At 65.1% G+C, this 22393-nt stretch carries 21 protein-coding genes and 1 tRNA gene; 12 read left to right on the top strand and 10 right to left on the bottom strand.

The features are described 5' to 3' along the window. Positions 1 to 47: 47 nt before the first annotated feature. The 4 genes from FHS47_RS07570 to rsmD all read right to left on the bottom strand — a co-directional run bounded on the left by FHS47_RS07570 (position 48) and on the right by rsmD (position 2076). Positions 48 to 302 carry a YfhL family 4Fe-4S dicluster ferredoxin gene (locus tag FHS47_RS07570; RefSeq protein ID WP_167025188.1) on the bottom strand — a complete coding sequence of 85 codons (255 nt, stop codon included), beginning with the start codon at positions 300 to 302 and terminating at the stop codon, positions 48 to 50. Between the two features lie 157 nt (positions 303 to 459). Then, positions 460 to 963, bottom strand: a complete 504-nt coding sequence (locus FHS47_RS07565; protein ID WP_167025185.1) for a hypothetical protein — start codon at positions 961 to 963, stop codon at positions 460 to 462. A 17-nt stretch (positions 964 to 980) separates the two neighbouring features. Continuing rightward, positions 981 to 1481 (bottom strand): pantetheine-phosphate adenylyltransferase, encoded by a 501-nt coding sequence (gene coaD, locus FHS47_RS07560; RefSeq protein WP_167025182.1) that lies wholly within the window; start codon positions 1479 to 1481, stop codon positions 981 to 983. A 25-nt stretch (positions 1482 to 1506) separates the two neighbouring features. Next, positions 1507 to 2076 carry a 16S rRNA (guanine(966)-N(2))-methyltransferase RsmD gene (gene rsmD, locus FHS47_RS07555; protein ID WP_167025179.1) on the bottom strand — a complete coding sequence of 190 codons (570 nt, stop codon included), beginning with the start codon at positions 2074 to 2076 and terminating at the stop codon, positions 1507 to 1509. 64 nt (positions 2077 to 2140) lie between these two features. Between rsmD and ftsY the strand changes: the two genes are divergently transcribed. From ftsY to FHS47_RS07520, 7 genes are all read left to right on the top strand, one after another. After that, on the top strand, positions 2141 to 3280 hold the full coding sequence (ftsY, locus tag FHS47_RS07550) for a signal recognition particle-docking protein FtsY (protein ID WP_167025176.1): 1140 nt from the start codon (positions 2141 to 2143) through the stop codon (positions 3278 to 3280). A 41-nt stretch (positions 3281 to 3321) separates the two neighbouring features. Then, on the top strand, positions 3322 to 4344 hold the full coding sequence (locus FHS47_RS07545) for an AsmA family protein (protein ID WP_167025173.1): 1023 nt from the start codon (positions 3322 to 3324) through the stop codon (positions 4342 to 4344). Further along, the gene (mutY, locus tag FHS47_RS07540; RefSeq protein WP_167025170.1) at positions 4341 to 5387 is read left to right on the top strand and encodes an A/G-specific adenine glycosylase; all 1047 of its coding nucleotides are present in this window, start codon (positions 4341 to 4343) and stop codon (positions 5385 to 5387) included. Before FHS47_RS07545 ends, mutY begins: the two co-directional genes overlap by 4 nt. Further along, entirely contained in the window at positions 5384 to 5662 is a 279-nt protein-coding gene (locus FHS47_RS07535; RefSeq protein WP_167025167.1) for an oxidative damage protection protein, read from the top strand. Before mutY ends, FHS47_RS07535 begins: the two co-directional genes overlap by 4 nt. A 66-nt stretch (positions 5663 to 5728) precedes the next feature. Beyond that, a tRNA-Phe gene (locus FHS47_RS07530) sits at positions 5729 to 5804 on the top strand. A 452-nt stretch (positions 5805 to 6256) separates the two neighbouring features. Further along, positions 6257 to 7123: a type II CAAX endopeptidase family protein gene (locus tag FHS47_RS07525; RefSeq protein WP_167025164.1), complete on the top strand. Its 867-nt coding sequence runs from the start codon at positions 6257 to 6259 to the stop codon at positions 7121 to 7123. 106 nt (positions 7124 to 7229) lie between these two features. After that, positions 7230 to 8453, top strand: a complete 1224-nt coding sequence (locus FHS47_RS07520; protein ID WP_208381842.1) for a glycoside hydrolase family 27 protein — start codon at positions 7230 to 7232, stop codon at positions 8451 to 8453. On the opposite strand, the gene FHS47_RS07515 is transcribed toward FHS47_RS07520, so the two are convergent. Both FHS47_RS07515 and FHS47_RS07510 read right to left on the bottom strand, forming a co-directional pair. After that, positions 8437 to 9303 (bottom strand): DMT family transporter, encoded by an 867-nt coding sequence (locus tag FHS47_RS07515; RefSeq protein ID WP_167025159.1) that lies wholly within the window; start codon positions 9301 to 9303, stop codon positions 8437 to 8439. The genes FHS47_RS07520 and FHS47_RS07515 overlap by 17 nt on opposite strands. Continuing rightward, complete coding sequence (locus FHS47_RS07510) at positions 9303 to 10187, bottom strand: MurR/RpiR family transcriptional regulator (RefSeq protein WP_167025156.1); 885 nt, start codon at positions 10185 to 10187, stop codon at positions 9303 to 9305. The genes FHS47_RS07515 and FHS47_RS07510 overlap by 1 nt, the downstream gene beginning before the upstream one ends. 81 nt (positions 10188 to 10268) lie before the next feature. On the opposite strand from FHS47_RS07510, the gene FHS47_RS07505 reads away from it, so the two are divergent. Then, complete coding sequence (locus tag FHS47_RS07505; RefSeq protein WP_208381841.1) at positions 10269 to 11165, top strand: oxidoreductase; 897 nt, start codon at positions 10269 to 10271, stop codon at positions 11163 to 11165. Between the two features lie 8 nt (positions 11166 to 11173). Here the strand turns inward: FHS47_RS07505 and FHS47_RS07500 are convergent, their stop codons facing one another. Next, on the bottom strand, positions 11174 to 11413 hold the full coding sequence (locus tag FHS47_RS07500; RefSeq protein ID WP_167025153.1) for a hypothetical protein: 240 nt from the start codon (positions 11411 to 11413) through the stop codon (positions 11174 to 11176). 61 nt (positions 11414 to 11474) lie between these two features. Continuing rightward, a complete protein-coding gene (locus FHS47_RS07495; protein WP_167025150.1) occupies positions 11475 to 11939 on the bottom strand; it encodes a hypothetical protein in 465 nt (154 codons plus the stop codon). Between the two features lie 122 nt (positions 11940 to 12061). Here FHS47_RS07495 and FHS47_RS07490 point away from each other — a divergent pair, with 122 nt between their 5' ends. The 3 genes from FHS47_RS07490 (at position 12062) to parC (ending at position 16592) form a co-directional block, all read left to right on the top strand. After that, a complete protein-coding gene (locus tag FHS47_RS07490; RefSeq protein WP_167025147.1) occupies positions 12062 to 12892 on the top strand; it encodes an endonuclease/exonuclease/phosphatase family protein in 831 nt (276 codons plus the stop codon). A 151-nt stretch (positions 12893 to 13043) separates the two neighbouring features. Continuing rightward, positions 13044 to 14081, top strand: coding sequence for a proline iminopeptidase-family hydrolase (locus FHS47_RS07485; RefSeq protein ID WP_167025144.1), 1038 nt, complete (start codon positions 13044 to 13046; stop codon positions 14079 to 14081). A gap of 270 nt (positions 14082 to 14351) precedes the next feature. Next, positions 14352 to 16592, top strand: coding sequence for a DNA topoisomerase IV subunit A (gene parC / locus FHS47_RS07480; protein WP_167025141.1), 2241 nt, complete (start codon positions 14352 to 14354; stop codon positions 16590 to 16592). A 189-nt stretch (positions 16593 to 16781) separates the two neighbouring features. Here the strand turns inward: parC and FHS47_RS07475 are convergent, their stop codons facing one another. Further along, positions 16782 to 17270, bottom strand: coding sequence for an 8-oxo-dGTP diphosphatase (locus FHS47_RS07475; protein ID WP_167025138.1), 489 nt, complete (start codon positions 17268 to 17270; stop codon positions 16782 to 16784). Positions 17271 to 17373: 103 nt separating this feature from the next. On the opposite strand from FHS47_RS07475, the gene FHS47_RS07470 reads away from it, so the two are divergent. Then, entirely contained in the window at positions 17374 to 18183 is an 810-nt protein-coding gene (locus tag FHS47_RS07470) for a phosphodiester glycosidase family protein (RefSeq protein ID WP_167025135.1), read from the top strand. A 2-nt stretch (positions 18184 to 18185) separates the two neighbouring features. Here FHS47_RS07470 and FHS47_RS07465 read toward each other — a convergent pair whose 3' ends face one another. Continuing rightward, complete coding sequence (locus FHS47_RS07465; protein ID WP_167025131.1) at positions 18186 to 22322, bottom strand: glycosyltransferase; 4137 nt, start codon at positions 22320 to 22322, stop codon at positions 18186 to 18188. Between the last annotated feature and the right edge of the window lie 71 nt (positions 22323 to 22393).

Genomic DNA, 22393 nt, shown 5'->3' with positions numbered 1-22393 from the left:
GGGGATATCGTTACCCCTGAGATTAACCCATGGCGCCGCGGGATTTCTTAGGACGCCTTCGCCATCAGGTGCTCGTACTTGAGCATCAGCTGTTCGCGGGTCTCGACATGGTCCGGGTCGTGCGGGATGCATTCCACCGGGCAGACCTCCACGCACTGCGGATTGTCGAAGTGCCCGACGCACTCCGTGCAGAGGTTGGGATCGATCACGTAGTAGAGCTCACCCAGCGAGATGGCCTTGTTGGGGCACACGGGCTCGCAGACGTCGCAGTTGACGCAGGTGTCGAGGATCATCAGGGACATTCGGGGATTTTACCGCAAGGCGAGAGGCGGCGCGTTGGTCCCCCGTGAGTCGGCGCTGCGCGCCTGCAAGTCGGCCGCTGCGCGGCCTGTGAACCGTAAGGAGAATGAAGAAGGGCGCCGAGGCGCCCTTCCTTACTGTTCACGCTTTACGCTTCACTCACATGGCCACGAAGCGGAACGTCGCGCCGCTCGGCGCCACGGCGTCGGCCACGCGCTGCTGGTCGGCCTGGTCGCCAATGAACAGCACGATCACGTTCTTGAACGAGCCGGCGTTGGCGCCCTTGAAGGCCTCGACCATCAGGTCGGCGGTCTTGGCCGAATCCGGGCCGCCGAACACGAGCATGTTGCCCGGCGTGACGCCGCGGGCGACGGTGCCCTGCACGTTCTCGAGCTGGCGGGCGCGGCCGTCCTGGCCGGCCTGGTCGTCGCCGGCGGGCACGAAGTACGGGAACGGACGGTCGGCCGTCATGCCCTGCATGTTCTTGCGCACGATCTGGCCGAAGTACTGGCTCCAGGCCTTCGTATCGGACGGGTTGGTCGGCTTGGCGACAGCCGCTTCCTGCTGCGTGGCAGCCTGGTCGGTGTCTTCGGACTTGTTGCAGGCCGAGAGGGCCAGGGTGGCGGTCAGGGCCACGGACGCGGCGAGGATGAACTTACGCATGATGATCACCTGTTTGGTTAAGAGTTGCGCCAGCGTTGACGCATGGCCTGCTGCACCGCCGGATGCACGAAGCCGGAAATGTCACCACCAAGGCGACCGATTTCGCGCACGAGCGAGGAAGAAATGAAGCTGTACTGTTCCGCCGGCGTCAGGAACAGCGTCTCGGCCTGTGGGATCAGGTGACGGTTCATGCTGGCGAGCTGGAACTCGTATTCGAAGTCCGACACCGCGCGAAGGCCGCGCAGGATCACACCCGCCCCGATCTCCGTCACGAAGTCGGCAAGCAGGCAGTCGAAACCGCGCACTTCCACGTTCGGCAGATCGGCCAGGGCCAGCCGCGCCAGCGCGATGCGCTCGCCCAGGCTGAAACCCGGCCCCTTGCTGCGGCTTTCCGCCACGGCGACCACGATCCTGTCGAACAGGGGCGCGGCACGCGACACGAGATCGGCATGGCCGTTCGTGATGGGATCGAATGTGCCCGGGTAAACGGCGAGACGTGGATTGGCCGGATGAGTCATGGGAGGCGGGTCGGGGAAACGCGGGCTAGCTTAACGGATCGGCCGGGGTGCGGCGATAGAGGGCGTAGGCCACCTCCCCGGCTTGGCCCTGGCGATGCGGCAGCCAGCTGTCAGGCAGCGCAAACGAGGCGCCGCGGGGGGATTCGACATAGATCCACGCGCGTGGCGCGAGCCATCCGCCCTCTTCCAGAGCCCGGGCCGTCGCCGCCCAAGCGTTCAGCGCGAACGGCGGATCGAGGAACACCAGATCGAACGGACGCGCGTGTCCCTGCAGCCAACGCCCCGCATCGTCGGCGATCACCTCGCCTTCCACCTTCAGCCGGGCGAGGTTCGCCTTCAGCGCCGCTGCCAGGCGCGGCTCGCGCTCCACGAACGTGACCGCGGCCGCGCCGCGCGACAGTGCTTCGAGGCCCAGGGCCCCCGTGCCTGCGTAAAGGTCGAGGCAACGGGCACCGTCCACCACGGGCTGGAGCCAGTTGAACAGGGTTTCGCGCACGCGATCCGTGGTTGGGCGGAGCCCGGGGAGATCGGGAACCTCGATCCGCGAATTGCGCAGGGATCCGCCGATGACGCGGATGCGGCCGGACGCGGTCATCGCTCAGCGGCCAGTGAGGGCGGGGGTGTTAGCATTCGCCTATTGTCTTTGAATCCCCCGCGCAATGCTCAAGTTCTGGAAGAAAAAGCCCACCGAGCCGGCTGCACCGGAGCCCCAGGCACCGGAAGACCGCGTCGATCAATTGGCCGACCCTGCCGCGGCCGAGGTTGGCGCCGGCGTGTCGGAAGCACTGGCGGAAACGGCCCAGCCTGAACCCGCCGCCCCAGAGATCGAGGCCGAAGCGGAGGAATCCGCGGTTGTCGAAGCCGCCCGCGAAGCGGAGCAGCCCGCGCGCCGCAGCTGGCGCGAGCGCCTTTCCGGCAGCGGGTTCGCGAAGAGCCTCACCTCCCTGTTCGTTCGCCATCCCAAGCTCGACGACGACCTGCTCGACGAACTGGAAACCTCGCTCATCACCGCCGACGTGGGCGTGGAAGCCAGCACACGCCTGGTCGAAGACCTGCGCAAGCGCATGCACAAGCGCGAGTTTGCCGACGCCGGCGCGCTGCTCAAGGCGTTGCGCGCGGAGCTGGTGGCCCTGCTCCGGCCCGTGGAGCAGCCGCTGGACGTAGCCACGCAGTCGCCGTTCGTGATCCTCACGGTGGGCATCAACGGCGTCGGCAAGACCACCACCATCGGCAAGCTCGCCCGTCGCTATGCCGACGAAGGCCGCAGCGTGATGCTGGCCGCGGGCGATACCTTCCGCGCCGCCGCCGTCGAACAATTGAAGACATGGGGTGAACGGAACAAGGTGCCCGTCGTCTCGCAGGGCCAGGACGCCGATTCCGCCAGCGTGATCTTCGACGCGTTGCAGGCAGCGCGCTCGCGTGGCACCCAGGTATTGATCGCCGATACCGCGGGCCGTCTGCACACCCAGGGCGGCCTGATGGACGAGTTGGGCAAGATCGCCCGCGTCATGAAGAAGCTGGACGCCAGCGCACCGCACGAGGTGCTGATGGTGATCGACGGCACGACAGGGCAAAACGCCATCAGCCAGCTTCGCCAGTTCCGCGACACTGCAGGCGTCACCGGGCTTGTGGTCACCAAGCTCGACGGCACCGCCAAGGGCGGCGTGATGTTCGCGCTCGCACGCGAGTTCGGCTTGCCCATCCGTTACGTCGGCCTGGGCGAAACGGCCACCGATCTGCGCGTGTTCGATGCCGAAGCCTTCGTGGACGGCCTTCTGCCGCCCACCATCGGCGCCTGAGCGAACCGCGCGATGCAGGCACCGCGGCGATGAAACGCCCCTTGCGAATCGGCCTTCTCGCCGCCGGCGCGTTGGTCGTGGTGGTACTGCTGGCGGCGTTTGTCGCCACCTACGTGATGTTGCAGCCGGAGCGCTTCACCTCCCTGCTGCAATCGCGCGCCCGCGCCGCGGGCCTCGAACTCACGCTGTCCAACCCGGCCAGCCCCACCCTGTGGCCGAAACCCGCGCTCGAGCTGGAAGGCCTTACCGTGCGGGCGAACGGTGCGGAGCAGCCGTTGCTGGTCGCCTCGCGCGGCAAGCTCGTGCTGCCCTGGCATGCATTGATGGGCGGCGAAGCCCGCATTTCGCGGCTCGAAGTGGACGGTGCCCGCATCGACGTCGACGCACTGGGCGCGTATCTGGACACCCTGCCCTCACGCCCGTCCACGGCTGGCGCCATTCTGCCCACGGTGGACGCGGGCTTCCGCATCGAACGCGGCACGCTCCTGCGCGGCAACGAGTTGCTGCTGTCCAACGTGGACATCGACGCGGGACGCCTCGCGAACGGCATACCGTTCGCGCTCGCGCTCGCCGCCAGCACTTCCGACGGCACGCCCTATTCGCTGGAGCTCGAGACCATGCCGCAGCTCTCGCGCGGCGTGCTCACGCTGAGCGATGTCGAACTCGGACTTTCCAGCGAATCGCGTTTCGCCGCCATGCTGCGAGGGAGTGCCACCTGGCGCGGCGGTGCGGACGTGGGCGCGTCGCTTTCCGGGCGCGTTACCCGTAGCAGTGGCGCACCTTATGGCATCACGCTCAACGTCACTCCAGCGAACCAGCAGGATCCGCTCTACGTCGCCCTTCGCCTCGAAGGCGACAACGACCGCACTGACATCCGCATTCCCCCGATCGGATTCACCGAATGGTGGAGCGGCATCCTGGCGGGCGGTTCGCCCACCCTGCCGCCCGTCCTCGGCACCATCGAAGCCAAGACCCTCGACATCGGCAACGTACACATGAAAGGCCTGCGCATTCGTGCCACGCCGCTGGTACCGGCCGCCACTTCGACCACCGCTGCGCCATGAACGTCTTCGCGCGCGAACTGCTCCGCTGGTACGACCACCACGGACGGAAAGACCTTCCCTGGCAGCACCCGCGCGACGCGTATCGCGTGTGGCTGTCCGAGATCATGCTGCAGCAGACCCAGGTGGTGACCGTCATCGGGTACTTCCAGCGCTTCGTGGACACGCTGCCCACGCTGGCGTCGCTGGCCTCGGCCCATGAAGACACGGTGCTGGCGTTGTGGTCCGGCCTCGGTTATTACCGGCGTGCCCGCTTCCTTCATCGCGCCGCTCAGCTCTGCGTGGAGCGACACGGCGGGGAACTGCCGCGCGATCTGGACGCGCTGATGGCCCTTCCCGGCATCGGCCGCTCCACCGCCGGCGCGATTCTCGCGCAGGCGCATGGCCTTCGCTTCCCGATCCTCGACGGCAACGTGAAGCGCGTGCTCGCGCGGTACCACGGCATTGCCGGCTTTCCCGGTGAGAGCGCCGTCGAAAAACAACTCTGGCGCCACGCCGACGAGCACACCCCGTCCGAGCGAACCGCGGATTACACGCAGGCCATCATGGACCTGGGCGCCACCGTCTGCGTGCGGACGAAGCCCCTCTGCCTCCTGTGTCCGCACGCGGCCACGTGCGTCGCGCACCGCGACGGGCTCACGGCCGCACTGCCGACCCCGAAGCCCGGCAAGAAGGTTCCCACCCGCTCGCTGGCCATGTTGTTGCTGCGCGATGCGCAGGGCCGCGTGCTGCTCGAAAAGCGAGGGCCGCAAGGCGTCTGGTCCGGCCTGTGGAGCCTGCCGGAAGCGGCCGATGCCGATGCCGCCGGCGCGGTCGCCTCCGGCCTTGCCCGTGTCCGCGACGCGGACCCGTTACCTGCCTTCACTCACGTCTTCAGCCATTACAGGCTGGACGTGTCGCCCATCCTGTTCGACCATGCGGCCCCGCTCGCCGCCGTGGCGGACCGCGACGACCGCCGCTGGTGCGGGCGCGAGGAACTCGCCTCGCTCGGTCTGCCGGCCCCCGTGCGGACGCTGCTCGCCAACCTTCCGGAGATATCCCCATGACGCGCATGGTTCATTGCGTGAAACTCGGCCGCGAGGCCGAAGGCCTCGATTTCGCGCCCTGGCCGGGCGAGCTTGGCAAGCGCGTCTACGACAACGTGTCGAAGGAAGCCTGGGCCCAATGGCTGTCCCATCAGACCATGCTCATCAACGAGATGCGCCTGTCGCCGCTGGAACCGAAGACACGCACGTTCCTCAGCGGCGAGATGGAGAAGTACTTCTTTGGCGGCGACGTCATTCAACCCGCCGGCTACGTTCCGCCCGAACGGGACGCTTGACGCCGGCGCCCGCACCCGATTTAATACGCGGCTCCACTCGCCGCAACGATCGTTGCAGGCACCTGTGGCTCGGTAGCTCAGTTGGTAGAGCAGGGGATTGAAAATCCCCGTGTCGGCGGTTCGATTCCGTCCCGAGCCACCATTTGGTCAGTGACTTAGCCCGCCCCTCGGCGGGCTTTTTCGTTTGTATTGCCGCTGTGTTGCGACTTTGCGTAAGCGACGACCGCAGGCACCGGCATACGTGGGCAAGCATGACTCCTCATTCGCTGCTAGTCGTTACCGCATTGAGGGGCGAAGGCACCGCTCTCAACGAGTCGTCTGATTACCGCGCGCGGCGTTTATCGTCGGATCAATGCTTGAGCTGCTCTTCGACCGAGAGACTAACGATGCAGCCGCATTTGCCTGGGAACGAGATCGGTCGGCGCTCCCACAGGTCGCACAACAGGAGTTCGGAGCCGTTCGCTCCCCAACAGATTGACGGCGCCCCTTAAGATAATCTACCTTCTAGTAGGTAGCACGCGACGTGATCCCACTTTCGCTCCATCTTTTCCGCGCTACAGCCGCTATCGCCGCCCCTTCCCGAGATCCGCCCGCATGCCCGAAATGCCGTCCAAGCGCCAAATCTTTCTCTTTCTCGGTCTGACATGCCTCACCACCGCCCCCTTCTGGGCTTTGGGGATTGCCACGGGCGACTCCGCCGGCGGGCGAGGCGCTTACGCCGTAGGGAGCATGTGGGGGCCGGGTATCGCCGCGCTGCTGACCTGCTGGATCACCGGCCGTCCCATTGCCTCGCTTGGCTGGACCTGGGGGCGCTGGCGCTGGCAAATCGTTTCCTATCTGTGGCCGTTAGCTGTCTGTGTTGTCGCATATGGGCTTGTCTATGCGGTCGGCCTGGGCGGGTTTCCCAATCCGGCAACCGTGGCATCGCTGCGAACCACACTGGCTTGGCCGAACGCCTCGACGTGGACAATCGTCGTCGGCTGGTTCGCACTCCTGGCTTCGACAGGCTTCGTTCGCGGGGTCGCCAGCTCCCTGGGCGAAGAAATCGGTTGGCGCGGTTTTCTCTCACCCGCGCTGCATGCTCGGTACGGATTTACACGGGGCGCTTTGCTCACCGGTGTCGCATGGGCGGTCTGGCACTTTCCCATCATCTTCTTCTCGAACTACGCGTCCGCCACGCCGTTGTGGTTTGCCGTTCCCTGCTTCGTCGTCGAGGTGCTGAGTCTCGCGGTGATCATGGCTTGGGTGCGCCAGCGTTCCGGCAGCCTGTGGACCGGAGCGATTGCCCATGCCGGCATCAACCTTTGGAACCAGGCTTATTTCGCTCCGTTGACCACACCCCACGGTGATGTCACCGCCTACGCCATCGATGAATCCGGTGTAGCCCTGCCGCTGGTGTTGTTCGTACTGGCAGTCTTCGTCTGGACAAGAAGAAAGGATGTCGACGTAGCCACCGCATGAGCTGGACAGGCACGACCCGCTCCAGGGACTCTCGATATTCGCCCCGCCAGCCGATCGCGGCGTATCCGCTACCATGCGATACCGCCCACCTTTCCGAGGACGCCGCATGACGCTAGGCCAAACCGCTCGCTTCTTCATTGGGCTTTTGGCCGCGGTGTCGAGCTGGAACCTCCTTGCAGCCGCGGCACCGACGAACGTCCCCGCAAAGGACGCCGTTCCCGCCAACGGACTGGCGCAGACGCCCCCGATGGGTTGGAACAGCTGGAATCACTTCGCAGGCCGCATCACCGCCGCCGAGGTGCGCGATATGGCGGACGCGATGGTCGCCACGGGCATGCGCGACGCGGGGTACGTGTACGTCAACATCGACGACACCTGGGAAGGCGGGCGCGACGCCTCCGGCGCGATTCAACCGAACGAGAAATTCCGTGACATGTCCGCACTGGCGGCTTACGTGCACGCGCGTGGTTTGAAGCTTGGCATTTACTCTTCGCCCGGCGCGAAGACGTGCGCCGGGTTCGCCGGCAGTTATGGCCACGAGGATCAGGACGCTCGCACGTTCGCGGCATGGGGCGTCGACTTCCTGAAATACGATTACTGCGGAGCCACCCTTCTCTATCCGGTAACGCGCGAGAACCAGGAAGCGCTTTTTCGGCGCATGGGTCATGCGCTGCGCAAGACCGGCCGCCCCATCGTGTACAGCCTCTCGCAATCCGGCGACTTCGACATCTGGAAGTGGGGCCCGCAGACGGGCGCGAACATGTGGCGCACGACGCCCGACATCAGTGACAACTGGGAATCCATGTCGAAGCGCGGCTTTCGGCAACTGGATCTCACCGCGTGGTCGGGGCCTGGCCACTGGAACGATCCGGACATGCTCGAGATCGGCAACGGTGGCATGACCGCGGACGAATACCGCACACAGATGAGCCTGTGGTCCATCCTTCCCGCACCGCTGCTGGCCGGTAACGACCTGCGCAGCATGGATGCCGTCACGAAAGAGATCCTGCTCAACCGCGAAGTGATCGCGGTGGATCAGGATCCTGCCGGAACGCCCGCCCGACGCCTGGAGACGCGTGGCGAGGTCGAAGTGCTCGTGCGTGACATGAGCGATGGGTCGATCGTCGTGGGCTTTTTCAACCTGGGCGAGCAAGCCGCCAAGGTCGACCTGGATTGGCGGCGCTTGGGCGACCGCTTCGGCCACGGAGCGGCCGCACGCGACCTTTGGCGACACGCTGCCGTTACGCCGGGCAGTGCCTTCACCGGCTCGGTGCCTCGCCATGGTGTCGCTCTGTTGCGCGTAACCCCTGCCCCTATCGACACGAACTGATCGCAGCGATCCCGGCCAGCACGACCACCGCCCCGCCAATACGGCGCGCGAGATGGTTTTCGCGGAAGAGCCAGTATCCGAGAAGGGCGCCGACGACGATCGACGACTCGCGCAGCGGCGCAACAAGCGCCACGGGGGCACTCTGCATGGCCGTGAGAACGAGCATGTATGCGAGCGGCGAAAAGACGGCCACGATAACGATCGGCATGGCGTCTGCGCGTAACGCCTCCGATGCCCGATGCCGGCGGCGCAACGCGGCAGGGGTCAGGATCATGAGCTGCAACAGCAGCGTGCCGGCGTAGTAGCCCACGGGTGGCAAATGCCACGATGTCACCGAATAGCTGTCCCATAGCGTATAGCTGGCGATGGTGGCACCGGTGGCCGCACCCCACAACGTTCCCTGCAGCGGTCGGTGGCTCCCGCTTCCAAACGGGTTGCCGGTAACGACGAGGATGCCCGCGACAATGAGGAGCGCGCCGAGTGCGGCCACTATAGTGAGCCGTTCCCCCAGCAGAAGGACCGCGCACACCATCGTGAGCATCGGCGCGGTGCCGCGGGCTATCGGATAGACCACGCCGAGCTCGGCCCGATCGTATCCGGCTTGCAAGGCCATGGAGTATGCGACGTGCAGCGCGGCCGAGACTGCCGCACCCACCGCGAGGCGCCAGTCGAGCGCCAGCGGCTCTTTTGCCATGAGGACGATGGCGGCCGGGACGCACCACAGGACCGACACACAGGTATAGGCCCACACGAACAGCAAGGTATCGCCCCGCTTGTACTTCGAGGCGAGGTTCCACACCGCATGCGCAACCGCCGCGGCAAGGACCATCGCGACGATGGTGGGCTGCATCAGGAGATGTCGGGCAGATCGATACCTGCACGCTCTGCCCTTGCGCTCCGCTCCGAATCGCGCAGCGCGACGGCGGCGACCAGCGCGTCGACGACGACAAGCTGGGCCAGTCGGCTCCCCGCCGCGGCCATCTGCGCCGGCAATGGCGCACCCCCAACGACCAGCGCGACGTCGGCGAGATTCGCCAACGGCGTGCTGTACTGGTTGGTGATGGCAATGAGCGGGGCTCCGGCGGAAGAAGCCGCATCGGCAACGGCAAGCGTTGTGGAGGTGCGGCCTGTCGAGCTGACGGCGAGCATGACATCGCCGGGACCAAGAAGACGCGCCGCGATCATGGCCGAGAGGTGATCCGCGATGCCTATGGTCGTCACGCCCACCGCGCGCAGGCGGAACACCGCGTCGGCGGCCACCGTTGCCGAAGAGGCTGCCCCGAACACCAGCACTTGCCGCGCGGCCAGGAGCGTGGCGACCGCCTTGTCGAACGCCGAGAGTTCCATGGCCCCAGCGAGCGCGGTCAGAGCGTCGGTGCCTGCGCGAATGGAGGTTTCCAGCACCGCGGCCGATGTCGCGCCCGGTGCGAGCGCTTCAGGCGGCGCGAAGAACCGCGTTGTTCCGCGTGCGCGGGCGATCTCGATCTTGAGTTCGGTGAACCCGCCGAATCCGATCGCACGTGCGGCGCGAACCACGCTCGGTGGCGATACCCCGGCACGAGCGGCCACTTGCGCCACGGTACTCACGCCGACGAACAAGGGATCGGCAAGAAGGAGGGCGATGACCTTCGCCTCGCTGGCAGGAAGATCGCCACTGCGAGCCTGGATGCTTCCGATCCATTGCCCCAGGCGCTCTTCGTCGCCTGTAATTTCATTACCATATTCTGTGTTCATAGGTAATATATTACCTCGCGCAGCCGACGCCGCAACCGTCGCCCGGACCGGCGGCTGCGGCGGAGCCAAAGGAGGCCCTACTTGGATACAGAAGCCATGATGTCCGTCGCTATCGTCGGCCCCGGTGCGATTGGCACCACCATGGCGGGAGTCATGCAGGAGGCTGGCCGCACACCCGTGCTCTGCGGCCGCACATCACGCGACTCTCTGACGTTTCACGATGGCGACCGCCTCGTCACCGTTCCCGGCCCTGTCCGGACCGATCCGGAACAGATCGGCCGCGCGGTCGATATCGTCTTTTTCGCCGTCAAGGCGACACAGACCGAGGCGGCGGCAGGCTGGCTCGCCGCGTTGACCGGGCCGGAGACGGTTGTGTGCGTTCTGCAAAACGGCGTCGAACAATTGGAGGCGGTCTCCCCGCACGTTCCATCCGGCAAGGTCGTTCCCGCTGTCGTGTGGTTTCCTGCGCAGACGCAGACCGATGGCTCCGTGCGCTTGCGCGGCGACGTGCGCCTCAGCTTGCCGGACACACCCCCTTCCCGCCTGATCGCAGAAGCATTGCGAAACACCCGGTGTGTCGTCGAGCTCGCCACGGATTTCAGATCCCTGGCTTGGCGCAAGCTGCTGCAGAACGCGGCGGCCGGACTCATGGCGCTTACGCATCGCCGCTCGGGGATGTTCACCCGGGCCGATATCTCCAGGCTCACCCTCGCCTATCTGCAGGAGTGTCTTGCCGTGGCCCGCGCCGAAGGTGCCGAACTTGGCGACGAGGTGCCGCAGGCGATCCTCGACAGGTTTCTTGCGTCGCCGGCGGATATGGGCACGTCCATCCTCACGGATCGGGAAGCAGGCAAACCGCTCGAATGGGATACCCGTAACGGTGTCATCTCGCGTCGTGGCCGGGCCCGCGGCATCCCGACCCCCATCAGTGATGTGTTGCTGCCGCTTCTCGCGGCCGCGAGCGATGGCCCCGGGTGATTCCGACGCTACTGCGCGGCCGGACGCGCCAGCACCATCCAGCCGCCGGACAGCGTCTCTTTCAGCACTTCCACACGGCGCATGCGGCCTGCCGTCGCCGAGGAAGCAGACGCCAGCGCAAACTCCACGGCCCTGCCTTCGGTAGGAAAGAGATGCTTCGCCCCGCCGGGCAGCAGGACACGCCAGACGCGCTCGTTCATGCCCGGATAGAAGATGAAGATGCGGAACGGACGGCCTGCGTCGTTCATGGATGGTGCCTCTTTCGAATACGCACCGTTACCATGAATGTTGTTACGTCGGCGTAACCGTTCAGCCGTCGACGTCCCTGCCTCGCCCCGCTTCGCACTCGCGCAGGGCCATGTTCAATGCATTGGACTCGCCGGCGTCGACTGGCGCACTTTCGCCACGCAACAGGGCGCCCGCATGATCTTCCATCGCCCGCACAAGGCTGTCGCGTGCTGTCTGGCCGCAGGGCGTGCGCGGCTTCCAGAGCGAAAGGCCCTGCGTCTGGCCGACGAGTCTGTCCACGTAGGGCTGGCGATCCGAGGGGGCGGCGTTCGTGGCTTCGCGAACCCTGGTCTGCCATGTGGCCAATTCGCCACGCAGGTCGGCCGTGTCGGCCGCCAGCGCCTTCGCATCCCTCTCGCGCGCACGGTGCGACGCGGTGAAGGCGAGCATGGCGGTGGTAGCGGAAGCGATGAAGGCCGCTGCCACCACGGCGATGACCGCCTTGCGGCCATTCGAAAGTTTTTCCCGCTTGGCTTCTTTTTCCATCGGAGGCAACGACTTGTCGAAAGAAACGAATCATCCCACATCGGGAGCATGTGCACTGCGCGGCAAAAAAGCGCTCCATCCGACGTTATAGTCGGATGCTCGTCCCCAAGAAGCCGGAGCCCATGACTCGCCTTTCCCGACTCTTCTTCGCCGCCGCCGTCGCCGCCTTCGCGCTGCCTTCGGTCGCCGCGGAACTGAAAGTGATGACGTTCAACGTGCGCACCATGACAGGCAAGGACGGTCCCAACGGATGGGAATTCCGCCGCGATCTCTTCGCCGACACCATCCGGCAAATGCATCCCGACGTCATCGGCACGCAGGAACTGTACAAGCAGCAGGGCGACGACACCGTCGAGCGCCTTCCGGAATACACGTGGTTCGGACGCGATCGCTACGGCAAGCACACCGACGAACACATGGGCATCTTCTATCGCAAGGACGCCTTGAAGCTCATCAAGTCCGGCGACTTCTGGTTTTCCAGCACGCCGGACAAGCCCGGCACCATGGACTGGGGCAACCCCATGCCCCGCATGGTGAACTGGGCTTTGTTCGAACGGCTTTCCGACCACAAGCAGTTCTATCTGCTGGACACCCACCTGCCCTACCGCGACCAGGACGAGGACATCCGCACGCGTTGCGGCAAACTGCTCGCGGCATGGATTGCCAAACTCCCCAAGGGTGTTCCGGTGATCGTCACCGGCGACTTCAACACCGGCCCCGACGGCGAAGCGCACAAGGAGCTCACGGCGTCGCTGAAAGACGCCTGGGAAACCGCGCCGAAGCGCGAAGGCCCGGCGGAAACCTTCCACAACTTCACCGGCAAGCCAACCAAGCGCATCGACTGGATCCTCTCCAGTGGCGTAACGGCCAAGTCCGTGGAGACGATCACGACATCGAAGGACGGACGCTATCCGTCGGATCATTTCCCGGTGCAGGCGACCTTCGAGCTTTGAATCATTCGACCCCGGAGAAGATGCGCTTGTCCGTACACGTCAGACCAGCGCCCTTCTCCGGCTCGTCGTGCCTGTCGCCCGGCCCCCGTTTGAGGGTTGCCCACCCGGGGCCACCCGGGGATGATGCGGCCACCCTAGCCGGAGTACGCCCATGCGCCGCCTCGTCATTGCCGCCCTGTTTGCCTTCGCCGCGCTTTGTGCGCACGCCGCAACGCCGCCCGCGGCCGGCACCAGCTCGTACTTCGACAACACCGGTCGCGATGACGTGCTTTCGGGCGGCCAGAAGTCCATCGTCATCGACACGCCCAAGGGCAAGTTCCGGGTCTGGACGAAGCGGGTGGGCAACAACCCGACGATCAAGGTCCTCTTGCTGCATGGCGGCCCGGGCGCAACGCACGAGTACTTCGAAGCGTTCGACAGCTATTTCCCCGGTGCGGGCATCGAGTACTACTACTACGACCAGCTCGGCTCGGCCTTCAGCGACAAGCCCACCGACCCTTCGCTGTGGGAAATCCCGCGCTTCGTCGACGAGGTGGAGCAGGTGCGCAAGGCGCTGCACCTGGACAAGGACAACTTCTTCGTCCTCGGGCATTCCTGGGGCGGCGTGCTGGCCATCGAGTACGCGCTGAAGTACCCGCAACACCTGAAGGGCCTGATCATCTCGAACATGATGGACAGCATTCCGGCGTACAACGAATACGCCAGCAAGGTGCTGATGCCAGCCATGGACCCGAAGAAGCTGGCCGAGGTGAAGCGTCTCGAGGCCGAGCACAAGACCCAGGATCCGGCGTACATGGCCATCCTGATGCCCATGCACTACGAAAAGCACATCCTTCGCATGCCCGCCGCGCAGTGGCCGGAACCGGTGGAACGCGCCTTCGGTCACATCAACGAGCAGATCTACGTCTCGATGCAGGGACCCAGCGAACTGGGCGCAAGCGGCAAGCTGCTGCACTGGGACCGTAGCGAGGCATTGAAGACCATCAAGGTGCCGACGCTGGTGATCGGCGCGCAGTACGACACCATGGACCCGAAGTACATGGCCGCCATGGCCAAGAAGATGCCGGATGCCCGCTTCCTCCTGTGCCCCCAGGGTTCGCACCTGGCGATGTACGACGATCAGAAAACCTACTTCACGGGCCTGATCAAGTTCCTGAAGGACGTGGACGCGGGCAGGCCGCTGAACTGAGCGGCACTTTTGTGAGAGCAACTGTCTTTTTCAGAAGCCCTCCCAAGCACAGAGGTTTCCCCACAAGCGTGCGAGCGTTGTGTGGGAGCCGCTTCAGCGGCGATGGGTGCTGGCGGCGGCCTTGCCCGCTGCCGCGGGATCGCCGGCGGAGCCGGCTCCCACAGGTAACCAGCCTGTCCGCACTCGCCGGTCTTCGCTCCTGAGACGGGTTTCTGGCAACATCGTCCGGTTATCGACGCGCCGTGGCGCGCCTGCCGGATGCACAAACCCATGAATTTGCAAGCCAATTACGAACAGATCCCGCTCAAGGAATACGCCGAGCGGGCCTACCTCGACTATTCGATGTACGTGGTGCTGGACCGCGCCCTGCCCTTCGTGGGCGACGGCCTGAAGCCGGTCCAGCGCCGCATCGTGTACGCCATGAGCGAGCTGGCGCTGGGGGCCACGGCCAAGCCGAAGAAATCCGCGCGCACCATCGGCGACGTGATCGGCAAGTTCCACCCGCATGGCGACTCGGCCTGCTACGAGGCCATGGTGCTCATGGCCCAGCCGTTCTCGTACCGGTATCCGCTGGTGGACGGCCACGGCAACTTCGGCTCGCCGGACGACCCGAAGAGCTTCGCGGCCATGCGCTATACGGAGTCCCGCCTCACGCCCATCGCCGAGGTGCTGCTCTCCGAACTCGGCCACGGCACCGTCGACTGGGTGCCGAATTTTGACGGCACCATGGAGGAACCGTCCTGGTTGCCTGCCCGGGTGCCGCACGTGCTGCTGAACGGTTCGATGGGCATCGCGGTGGGCATGGCCACCGATATCCCGCCGCACAACCTGCGTGAGGTCGCCAGCGCCTGCATCCGCCTGCTCGACGACCCCGACGCCACCGTCACCGACCTGTGCGAACACGTCCAGGGCCCGGATTATCCGACCACGGCGGAGATCATCACGCCGCGCAAGGAAATCCTGGCGATGTACCAGAACGGCACGGGCTCCGTCCGCGCCCGGGCAGTGTACGAACGCGACGAAGGCAACATCGTCATCACCGCCCTGCCGCATCAGGTCTCGCCGTCGAAGATCCTCGAGCAGATCGCCGCGCAGATGCGCGCGAAGAAGCTGCCGATGCTGGAAGACCTGCGCGACGAGTCCGACCACGAGAACCCCATCCGCCTCGTGCTGGTCCCGCGGTCGAACCGCGTGGACGTCGACGAGATGATGCAGCACCTCTTCGCCACCACGGACCTGGAAAAGAGCTTCCGCATCAACCTCAACATGATCGGGCTCGACGGCCGTCCGCAGGTCAAGGACCTCAAGACGATCCTTGGCGAATGGCTGCGCTTCCGCACCGATACGGTCACGCGCCGGCTCAACCATCGCCTCGGCCGCGTCGAGCGCCGCCTGCACATGCTCGAGGCGCTGCGCATCGCCTACCTCAACATCGACGAGGTGATCCGCATCGTCCGCACCGAGGAAGAGCCGAAGCCGGTGCTCATCGCCCGCTTCCGTCTCGACGAGGAACAGGCCGATTACATCCTGGAGACGAAGCTGCGCCAGCTGGCCCGTCTCGAGGAAATGAAGATCAACGAGGAACGCGACAAGCTGGAGGAGGAACGCGCGCGCATCAACGTGCTGCTGAAATCTCCGGCGAAGCTCAAGGGCCTCATCAAGGAAGAACTGCGCGGCGACGCCGAAAAATACGGCGACGCGCGCCGCTCGCCACTGGTCGAGCGCAGCGTGGCACAGGCGCTGGACGAAAGCGCGCTGGTCGCTTCCGAGCCGGTCACCGTGGTCCTCTCGCAGAAGGGCTGGGTCCGTGCGGGCAAGGGCCATGAGATCGACGGCGAGGCCCTGTCCTACCGCGACGGCGACAGCCTGCTTGCGGTTTCGCGTGCGCGCACCACCCAGCAGGTGGCCTTCATCGATTCCACCGGCCGCGCCTATGCCACACCCGCGCACACCCTGCCTTCCGCTCGCGGCAACGGCGAACCGCTCACGGGCCGTTTCAGCCCGCCGGCCGGGGCGCGATTCGATGCCGTGGTGGCAGCGGACAACGACACGCGCATCGTGCTCGCCACCGACTTCGGCTATGGCTTCGTCACCCGCTTCGAGGCGCTCACGGGACGCCAGAAGGCAGGCAAGCAGATCATCACGCTCAGCGAAGGCGCGCGCGTGGTCGCACCGGCCATCACGGCCGACCCTTCGCGCGACCGCATCGTGGTCGTCACCGGCGAGGGCCACCTGCTGATGTTCTCGGTGGCCGAGTTGCCGGAACTCGACAAGGGCAAGGGCAACAAGCTCATCGAGATTCCCAAGGCCAAGCTGGTCTCGGGCGAGGAACGCGTGGTGGGCGTCGCCGTCGTTGCCGAGGGCAAGGGCGAGGTCACGCTCTACGCCGGCCAGCGGAAGCTCACGCTGAAGTGGGCGGACCTGGTGGAATACGGCGGCAGCCGCGCCACCCGCGGTGGCGTGCTGCCACGCGGGCTGCGCCGCGTGGAGCGGATCGAAACCACAGGCTGACGCGCGCGGGTTTCGCCGGGAACCGGTTCATGTGGGGAGCCGGTTCATGTGGGAGCCGGCTATGCCGGCGATCCCGCGGCAGCGGGCAAGCTTGCCGCGAGCATCCATCGCCGCTGAAGCGGCTCCCACACAAAGCTTGCTTCTTCTAGAGCTTGCTTCAGCTTGCTTCTTTTTTTACAGCCGCGTGTTTTATAGCCGCGTGACGTTCCAGGAGACCATGCGGCCGTCCTTGTACGGCATCACGCCGTGGAACGGGCGCGGGTCGGCGTCGAAGACCAGCGGCAAGAAATGGCGGTCGCCTTCCCACATCGGGAGGGTGTCCAGCTTTTCCACGGGCACCCATTCCAGCGCGCCCTCATGGTTCGACGTGAGCGGCGTGCCCTCGAAGCGCGTGACGACGAAGATGAATCCGAGCCAGTCTTCGCCCTGCTTGCCGAAGCCGGGCCAGTTGAGGGTGCCGCGCAGGCTCATCTCGGTGCATTCGATGCCGGCTTCTTCCCTGATCTCGCGCCGCATGCAGGCGGCGATGTCCTCGCCCGGCTCCATCTTGCCGCCGAGCCCGTTGTACTTTCCCAGATGCATGTCGTCCTGGCGGGCGTTGCGATGGATCATGAGGACGTGATTACCGTCCGGCGAAAGGACATAGCCGAGCGTGGCGACGATGGGCGTATAGGGCATGGCGGTGGGGAAAGGGAGGAAAAACCAGGGAGTTTACGCCCTGCGTCAGGAAACCGCCGCAGCGCAGCTTGCGCGGGACGCCGGGGCCGGCGACCATCGACGAATGTTCCATCTCACTATCCCCTCTCTGTTGAACCGAGCCACGTTCCGCATCCTCGCCGCCGGCAGCATCGCCGCGCTGGTGGGCTGTGCGAGTCCGGCCGACGCCGTGGAAGGCCGCGACCTCACCTTCGACAGCCAGTCGTACTTCGCGGTCACCGTGGACACGCGCAAGGACGATATCGAGCTCTACTGGCGCAACCCGGATAACGGTCAGCCCTTCGGCGGACTGGAAGCGCTGAAGACGTGGACGGCCGGCAAGGGCCGCACGCTCGCCTTCGCCGCCAATGCCGGCATCTACGACCGCGAGTTCAAGCCACTCGGTCTCTATGTGGAGAACGGCAAGACCGTGGTGCCACTGAACCTCGCTCACGGCAACCCGCGCTCGGGCAATTTCTCGCTGTTGCCCAACGGCGTCTTCGCGGTGTACGACGACGGCAGCGCGGAAGTGCGCACCAGCGACGCCTTTCGCACCGCGGGCCGCAAGCCGCGCTGGGCCACGCAGTCGGGCCCCATGCTCGTGATCGACGGCGAAATCAACCCGCAGTTCGAGAATGGCTCGGACAGCATGAAATGGCGCAGCGGCGTCTGTGCGAAAACCCCGCACGAGGTCGTCTTCGTGGTGAGTCGCGCCCCGGTGAACTTCCACAGCTTCGCGCGCCTGTTCCGCGACGCGATCGGCTGCCGGGACGCCTTGTTTCTCGACGGCACGATCTCGCAGTTCTACACGCCGGAGGCGGGCTACACCGGCGCGCCGGCCTTCATGACAAAACCTTATGCCGGCATGATCGCCGTGTTCACGAAACCTCAGTGACCTCACCTCGTCTGGCGCCAGGAATGACTGTTCCCCGGGTCGACGACCTTTGAAAGCGGAGCGAAGCCGTCCTGGGCCGTCGTTCTTTCGAACGTCCCATCGAGCGACGAGACATTGCTGAGCCAAGGATGGTCGCCGATAACGTGGACATCCCGCGTGGCGTCCGCGAAGTCGGCGTGTCCGCTGGAACGACGCCGTAACACATCGTTGAAAACGCCTGGCCCGGTGGATTGCGAGATGATCGGCATATAAGACACCAAGGCATCGTACGATTCGCGGTCACCTCTATCATGAGGCCTGTCGCTCAGGCGATGCCTGTTCAGCCGAACACGCGTCGTCTGTTCGTCCAGGACCTCGATGAAAAACCCATTATTTTTGTGGGAGGCAAAGGCATTGGTGTTGTACTCGGCATTCATTCCCAGCGCGGGATGGGACATGACCCCTCCGGTGAGCACCTCGTCCGCTTTCGCCATGAGCCGGACCTGACCGAAACCCTGGAGCAGCGCGTCATCAGTGTCCAGGTACAGGCCACCTTCCTTGTACTGGATGAAATGTCTCAGGATATCGCTGGCGGCCGAAAGGTTTCGGCGGGAGCGATCGGGGGACCGGAAAAATTCGAAGGGATCGGCATATTTCGTCGTCTTGAATTCCGCAAATAACGGATCTGAGCGAAGGTCGACCACCTTGACATCAGGCAAGGCGTCTTGAAGGGCTTTGACAGCCGCCGGGGATTCGTCGTCCAGCAATACATACAGTCTGGACTCGTACCCTCCCTCTTTCGCGAGACGCCCGTTCGCTTCGATCGTGTCGATCAGCAGGTCACCCGATTGGCCGCGCGTTCGCCGGGTCTTCAGCGCGTGTGCATCCCCCAACCACACTTGATTTATCACCTTGGGAATCGGAGTGCGGGCGCCTTCAACAGGACGCGGCCATGGATGTGGTGCCCTGCTGATCCCGAACTGGTTGAGCGCCTCTAGCCGCTGCTCATCGGACGCCAGCCGTGGAGGCAGCGCAGGCGCGCCCGCGCTTCCCCGTTCAAGCACGACGTACTGCCACTCCTTGGTGATGTCGTTATATTCCACGTAGGCGCCTGGCCTCATGGCGGCTCCGTCAGCCGCCCTCCACTTGCATGCGGCCAGATCGAAGAGGATGTCGGTCCGATAGCCGTCGATATCCACAGCCATCCGGCGGCTCGTACTCTGTCCGCTGATACCTTTCAGATGACCCTCGCCCCAACGTGGCTCGCCCCACGTTATCGCCGGCCGCCGGGGGGAACCGCCCACCAGGCGGGCCGCAGGCAATACCGTCCACCCTTCCCCTGAGAGACGGATGGCCCGTGTGTTGCCGGCATCGAGGGGATCGACAATCACACGTTCGCCGGATCCGTCAGGCTTGAGGACGTTGCGGCTGCGATAGATCCTTTCGCCGATGGTCACATATTCCTGGCCGGTGCCGTCGCGAAAGAGGCGGCGGGACGGCGAATGCATACTCGTTACTTCGATACCGCTCACCGCGAACTTATGCAGGACAGCCGCGATGTCGGAGTCGGGAAGGCGCGACGAGGCACTTGCAGGCAGGGCGAACCGAACCATGGGCCTGCCGTTCGCCCCGCGCACGACGGCGGCGAAGTGCCGTCGAACGGCCTTCCCCATCGACCTGAGTGGCGTGCGGAAGGGTTCCGCCGCCATGGGCAGGGCATCCAGGGCCACGGCGAGGCCGGCTGCCGCCAGCTTCCCATAGCAGCCTTTCTCCTCGGCAAGGAAGCATTCGATCGCGCCGTTCATGTCGAGGCTTCCACCGACCAGGCCGGATAGTGGCAGCACGACATCGAGGACATCCGCGACACCCTTGACGTTATCGGCGATCGTGAGCCGATCCCGAAACGATGTGGTATTGGACGCGTGCCGCGACTCGTTTCGCCATTGCGCAAAGAAAGCGCTGGCGGCGGCGACCAGGAAATCGCCGGCAATCGGCACGGTAGCGATCTCGCCACCGCGGCCACCTCGTGCGAGAGCACGGCTCGCCTGGAGGCGTTCACCCGCGACGATCGCCTCGACCATGTAATTCCGCAGCGCTTCGTCGTCCTTGAGCTTTCGGGCAATTTCGTCGAGGCCGCGGAAGCTCCGGAAGGCCTTGTTGTCGGGAGCTCCGGGGGAGTAAAGCACCCAGGCATCCTTATCGCCACCCGCGGTGTGGAACAGCAAGACACCGCCGCCGACGCTGGCCCCGCTGACCTGGAGATGATGAACGGCGATCCGTGTCGAGGCACCGGCGTTGGCCAAGGCGTGCAGGATCGAGGTTTGCGCGTGTGTCGACAGGCCTGAAGCCGGTAGCGCCACAGCGTGGAGGAGGTTCAGCATCATTCCATGCCCAAGCCCAAGCGCGATCGCGTCCAGATTCACGCTGCTTTGGAAGCGTCCGACCGTATCCAGATACTGCTGGGCGACATTCGCCTCGCGGACCATGGCCGACACCGCGGCAAAAGGCAGGTCGCGCATCGGTTGCCCGTCGACATCGACCACTTCGTACTGAGTCAGGGGCTCTGCGTAAACGGGAAGGTTCTCGAGCGCGGCCTCGGTCAAGGTGAGTTTCCTGCCGGTGTGCTCGGTATCCTTCTCATCCACCTTGTGCCATACACCATCCTCGTCGCACCACCGCCTTGGCTTGCCGCCTGCATGGTGCTGCTGGAACGTCCAATGGAAGATGGAAACGGCGTCGGGGTCGAAGACACTTGCCCCACGTGCTCGAAGTGCTTCTGCCATGGCATTCCGAGCCAGCAGCTTGATGTCCCGCAACGCGCCCGGCTGCTCCGCCAGGAGGGCGCCGGCGGCACGGAAGGCCTGGAGATGCCTTCGCGCCTGCGTTCGCCATGCCACCTTCTCATCTCGCGAAGCGGCAGCTATGGCATCCGGCATCAGGAGATCGACGCGCAGGCGGGCATTGTATGTGTCGACCATCCACCGCTGATCGAGCTCGCCCGTGAGATCACCGTGGCGATCGACGACCGCACCGGCCTCGCCAACCGCCATGGGAGAGGCTTCAAGCATCATCATCGCTGCCAATGCATCCGTCTTGCCGCGGAGCACGATCCGATCGAGCAACCATCGCCATGGATCGCCGGAAACAGGCTGCGAGCGGAGCGTCGCACTTTGTCCCCCGGCCTCCATCAACCAGGCCCGAAGCGCATCGGCATTCTCGAACAGCCGCGTGGGGAGGCTCGCCGACAGAAGGAGAAGCTTGCCGCAATCGCCCTCTGGAAAATTCACACAGGGGCGTTCCGAAATGGCGACAGTCGGCGGAAGGCTCAACTTGTTGCGGAAATTCCCATTGAGGACCTCGATGCCGGTAACTCCGTTACCGGCGCCCATAAGGGTGGCGCCCAGCGGCTCCAGCCATCCCTCATCGACCATCGAATCGACTTCGACCTGACGGAGATCGGCCAATGCCCGTGCCAGCCATGTTTTTCGCGTGGGCGCCTCCACCTCCCCGGCAACATTCCGTGTCGACAGTATCTCGTTCCAATACCGATCGATCCGCCGTTGGAAATGAAATCGGAAGTCGCGCGCCGATTGCAGCGCAGACTCGATTTTCGCCAAGCCCGCTCCACCCGCCAACGCGGGAATCCGCGCGGACGATGCAAGCGTCCCAGCGGCGTTGAAGAAGCCCGTCTCGCTCTGGATGAACTCGAGAAACGTGCCGGGATGGAGGATGATCTCGCGATAGATATCTGTCAGCGGCCGCGAGCTCACGATGTCCCGCCGACCGTCCGCGGCCTCACGGAAGGTCGTGACGTACACCTTCTCCACGTCGGTCTCGACCGGAAGTGCAGGAACATGGCGCCGCACCTCCTCCGCTAGCAACTCCTTGGAAATCGAACTGAAGCTCGGCTGCCTGGCCAGTCCGACGTGCCGGATCTCGCCCAGTAGCCGGTTGAGATCGCCCCCTGGCGGTGCGACAACGGCTTGGGAAACGGTGTCGGGTTCTGGAGGAATCAGTCGCGCCAGCGGAGAGGTGCCGGGCTGTGGTGTCTGCATCCCGGCGAACTCTGGCACCTCCCCTGAGGGTCGCGCTTCGGATGCCAGCGGAAAGGAACTGGCGGCGATCAGTGTCGCCAGGGTGGTGCGTCTGATTCTCTCCATGCGCGATCACTTGCATTGCTGTTATCGGGCAAGGGAGTGTGGCGGCTGCACCCGCCATGCGGCATCGGCTT

Origin of the sequence: Luteibacter sp. SG786 (assembly GCF_011759605.1) — a bacterium.
Classification (GTDB): Bacteria; Pseudomonadota; Gammaproteobacteria; order Xanthomonadales; family Rhodanobacteraceae; genus Luteibacter.
This window is presented reverse-complemented; position numbering and strand designations above follow the sequence as displayed.

Bases quoted from the DNA above. Each gene is read 5' to 3' on its own strand.
- FHS47_RS07525 (WP_167025164.1), top strand. From the start codon at position 6,257: ATGCCCGAAATGCCGTCCAAGCGCCAAATCTTTCTCTTTCTCGGTCTG.
- FHS47_RS07495 (WP_167025150.1), bottom strand. From the start codon at position 11,939: ATGGAAAAAGAAGCCAAGCGGGAAAAACTTTCGAATGGCCGCAAGGCG.
- mutY (WP_167025170.1), top strand. From the start codon at position 4,341: ATGAACGTCTTCGCGCGCGAACTGCTCCGCTGGTACGACCACCACGGA.
- FHS47_RS07515 (WP_167025159.1), bottom strand. From the start codon at position 9,303: ATGCAGCCCACCATCGTCGCGATGGTCCTTGCCGCGGCGGTTGCGCAT.
- FHS47_RS07570 (WP_167025188.1), bottom strand. From the start codon at position 302: ATGTCCCTGATGATCCTCGACACCTGCGTCAACTGCGACGTCTGCGAG.
- FHS47_RS07485 (WP_167025144.1), top strand. From the start codon at position 13,044: ATGCGCCGCCTCGTCATTGCCGCCCTGTTTGCCTTCGCCGCGCTTTGT.
- rsmD (WP_167025179.1), bottom strand. From the start codon at position 2,076: ATGACCGCGTCCGGCCGCATCCGCGTCATCGGCGGATCCCTGCGCAAT.
- coaD (WP_167025182.1), bottom strand. From the start codon at position 1,481: ATGACTCATCCGGCCAATCCACGTCTCGCCGTTTACCCGGGCACATTC.
- ftsY (WP_167025176.1), top strand. From the start codon at position 2,141: ATGCTCAAGTTCTGGAAGAAAAAGCCCACCGAGCCGGCTGCACCGGAG.
- parC (WP_167025141.1), top strand. From the start codon at position 14,352: ATGAATTTGCAAGCCAATTACGAACAGATCCCGCTCAAGGAATACGCC.
- FHS47_RS07465 (WP_167025131.1), bottom strand. From the start codon at position 22,322: ATGGAGAGAATCAGACGCACCACCCTGGCGACACTGATCGCCGCCAGT.
- FHS47_RS07475 (WP_167025138.1), bottom strand. From the start codon at position 17,270: ATGCCCTATACGCCCATCGTCGCCACGCTCGGCTATGTCCTTTCGCCG.
- FHS47_RS07535 (WP_167025167.1), top strand. From the start codon at position 5,384: ATGACGCGCATGGTTCATTGCGTGAAACTCGGCCGCGAGGCCGAAGGC.
- FHS47_RS07470 (WP_167025135.1), top strand. From the start codon at position 17,374: ATGTTCCATCTCACTATCCCCTCTCTGTTGAACCGAGCCACGTTCCGC.
- FHS47_RS07510 (WP_167025156.1), bottom strand. From the start codon at position 10,187: ATGAACACAGAATATGGTAATGAAATTACAGGCGACGAAGAGCGCCTG.
- FHS47_RS07490 (WP_167025147.1), top strand. From the start codon at position 12,062: ATGACTCGCCTTTCCCGACTCTTCTTCGCCGCCGCCGTCGCCGCCTTC.
- FHS47_RS07500 (WP_167025153.1), bottom strand. From the start codon at position 11,413: ATGAACGACGCAGGCCGTCCGTTCCGCATCTTCATCTTCTATCCGGGC.
- FHS47_RS07565 (WP_167025185.1), bottom strand. From the start codon at position 963: ATGCGTAAGTTCATCCTCGCCGCGTCCGTGGCCCTGACCGCCACCCTG.
- FHS47_RS07520 (WP_208381842.1), top strand. From the start codon at position 7,230: ATGACGCTAGGCCAAACCGCTCGCTTCTTCATTGGGCTTTTGGCCGCG.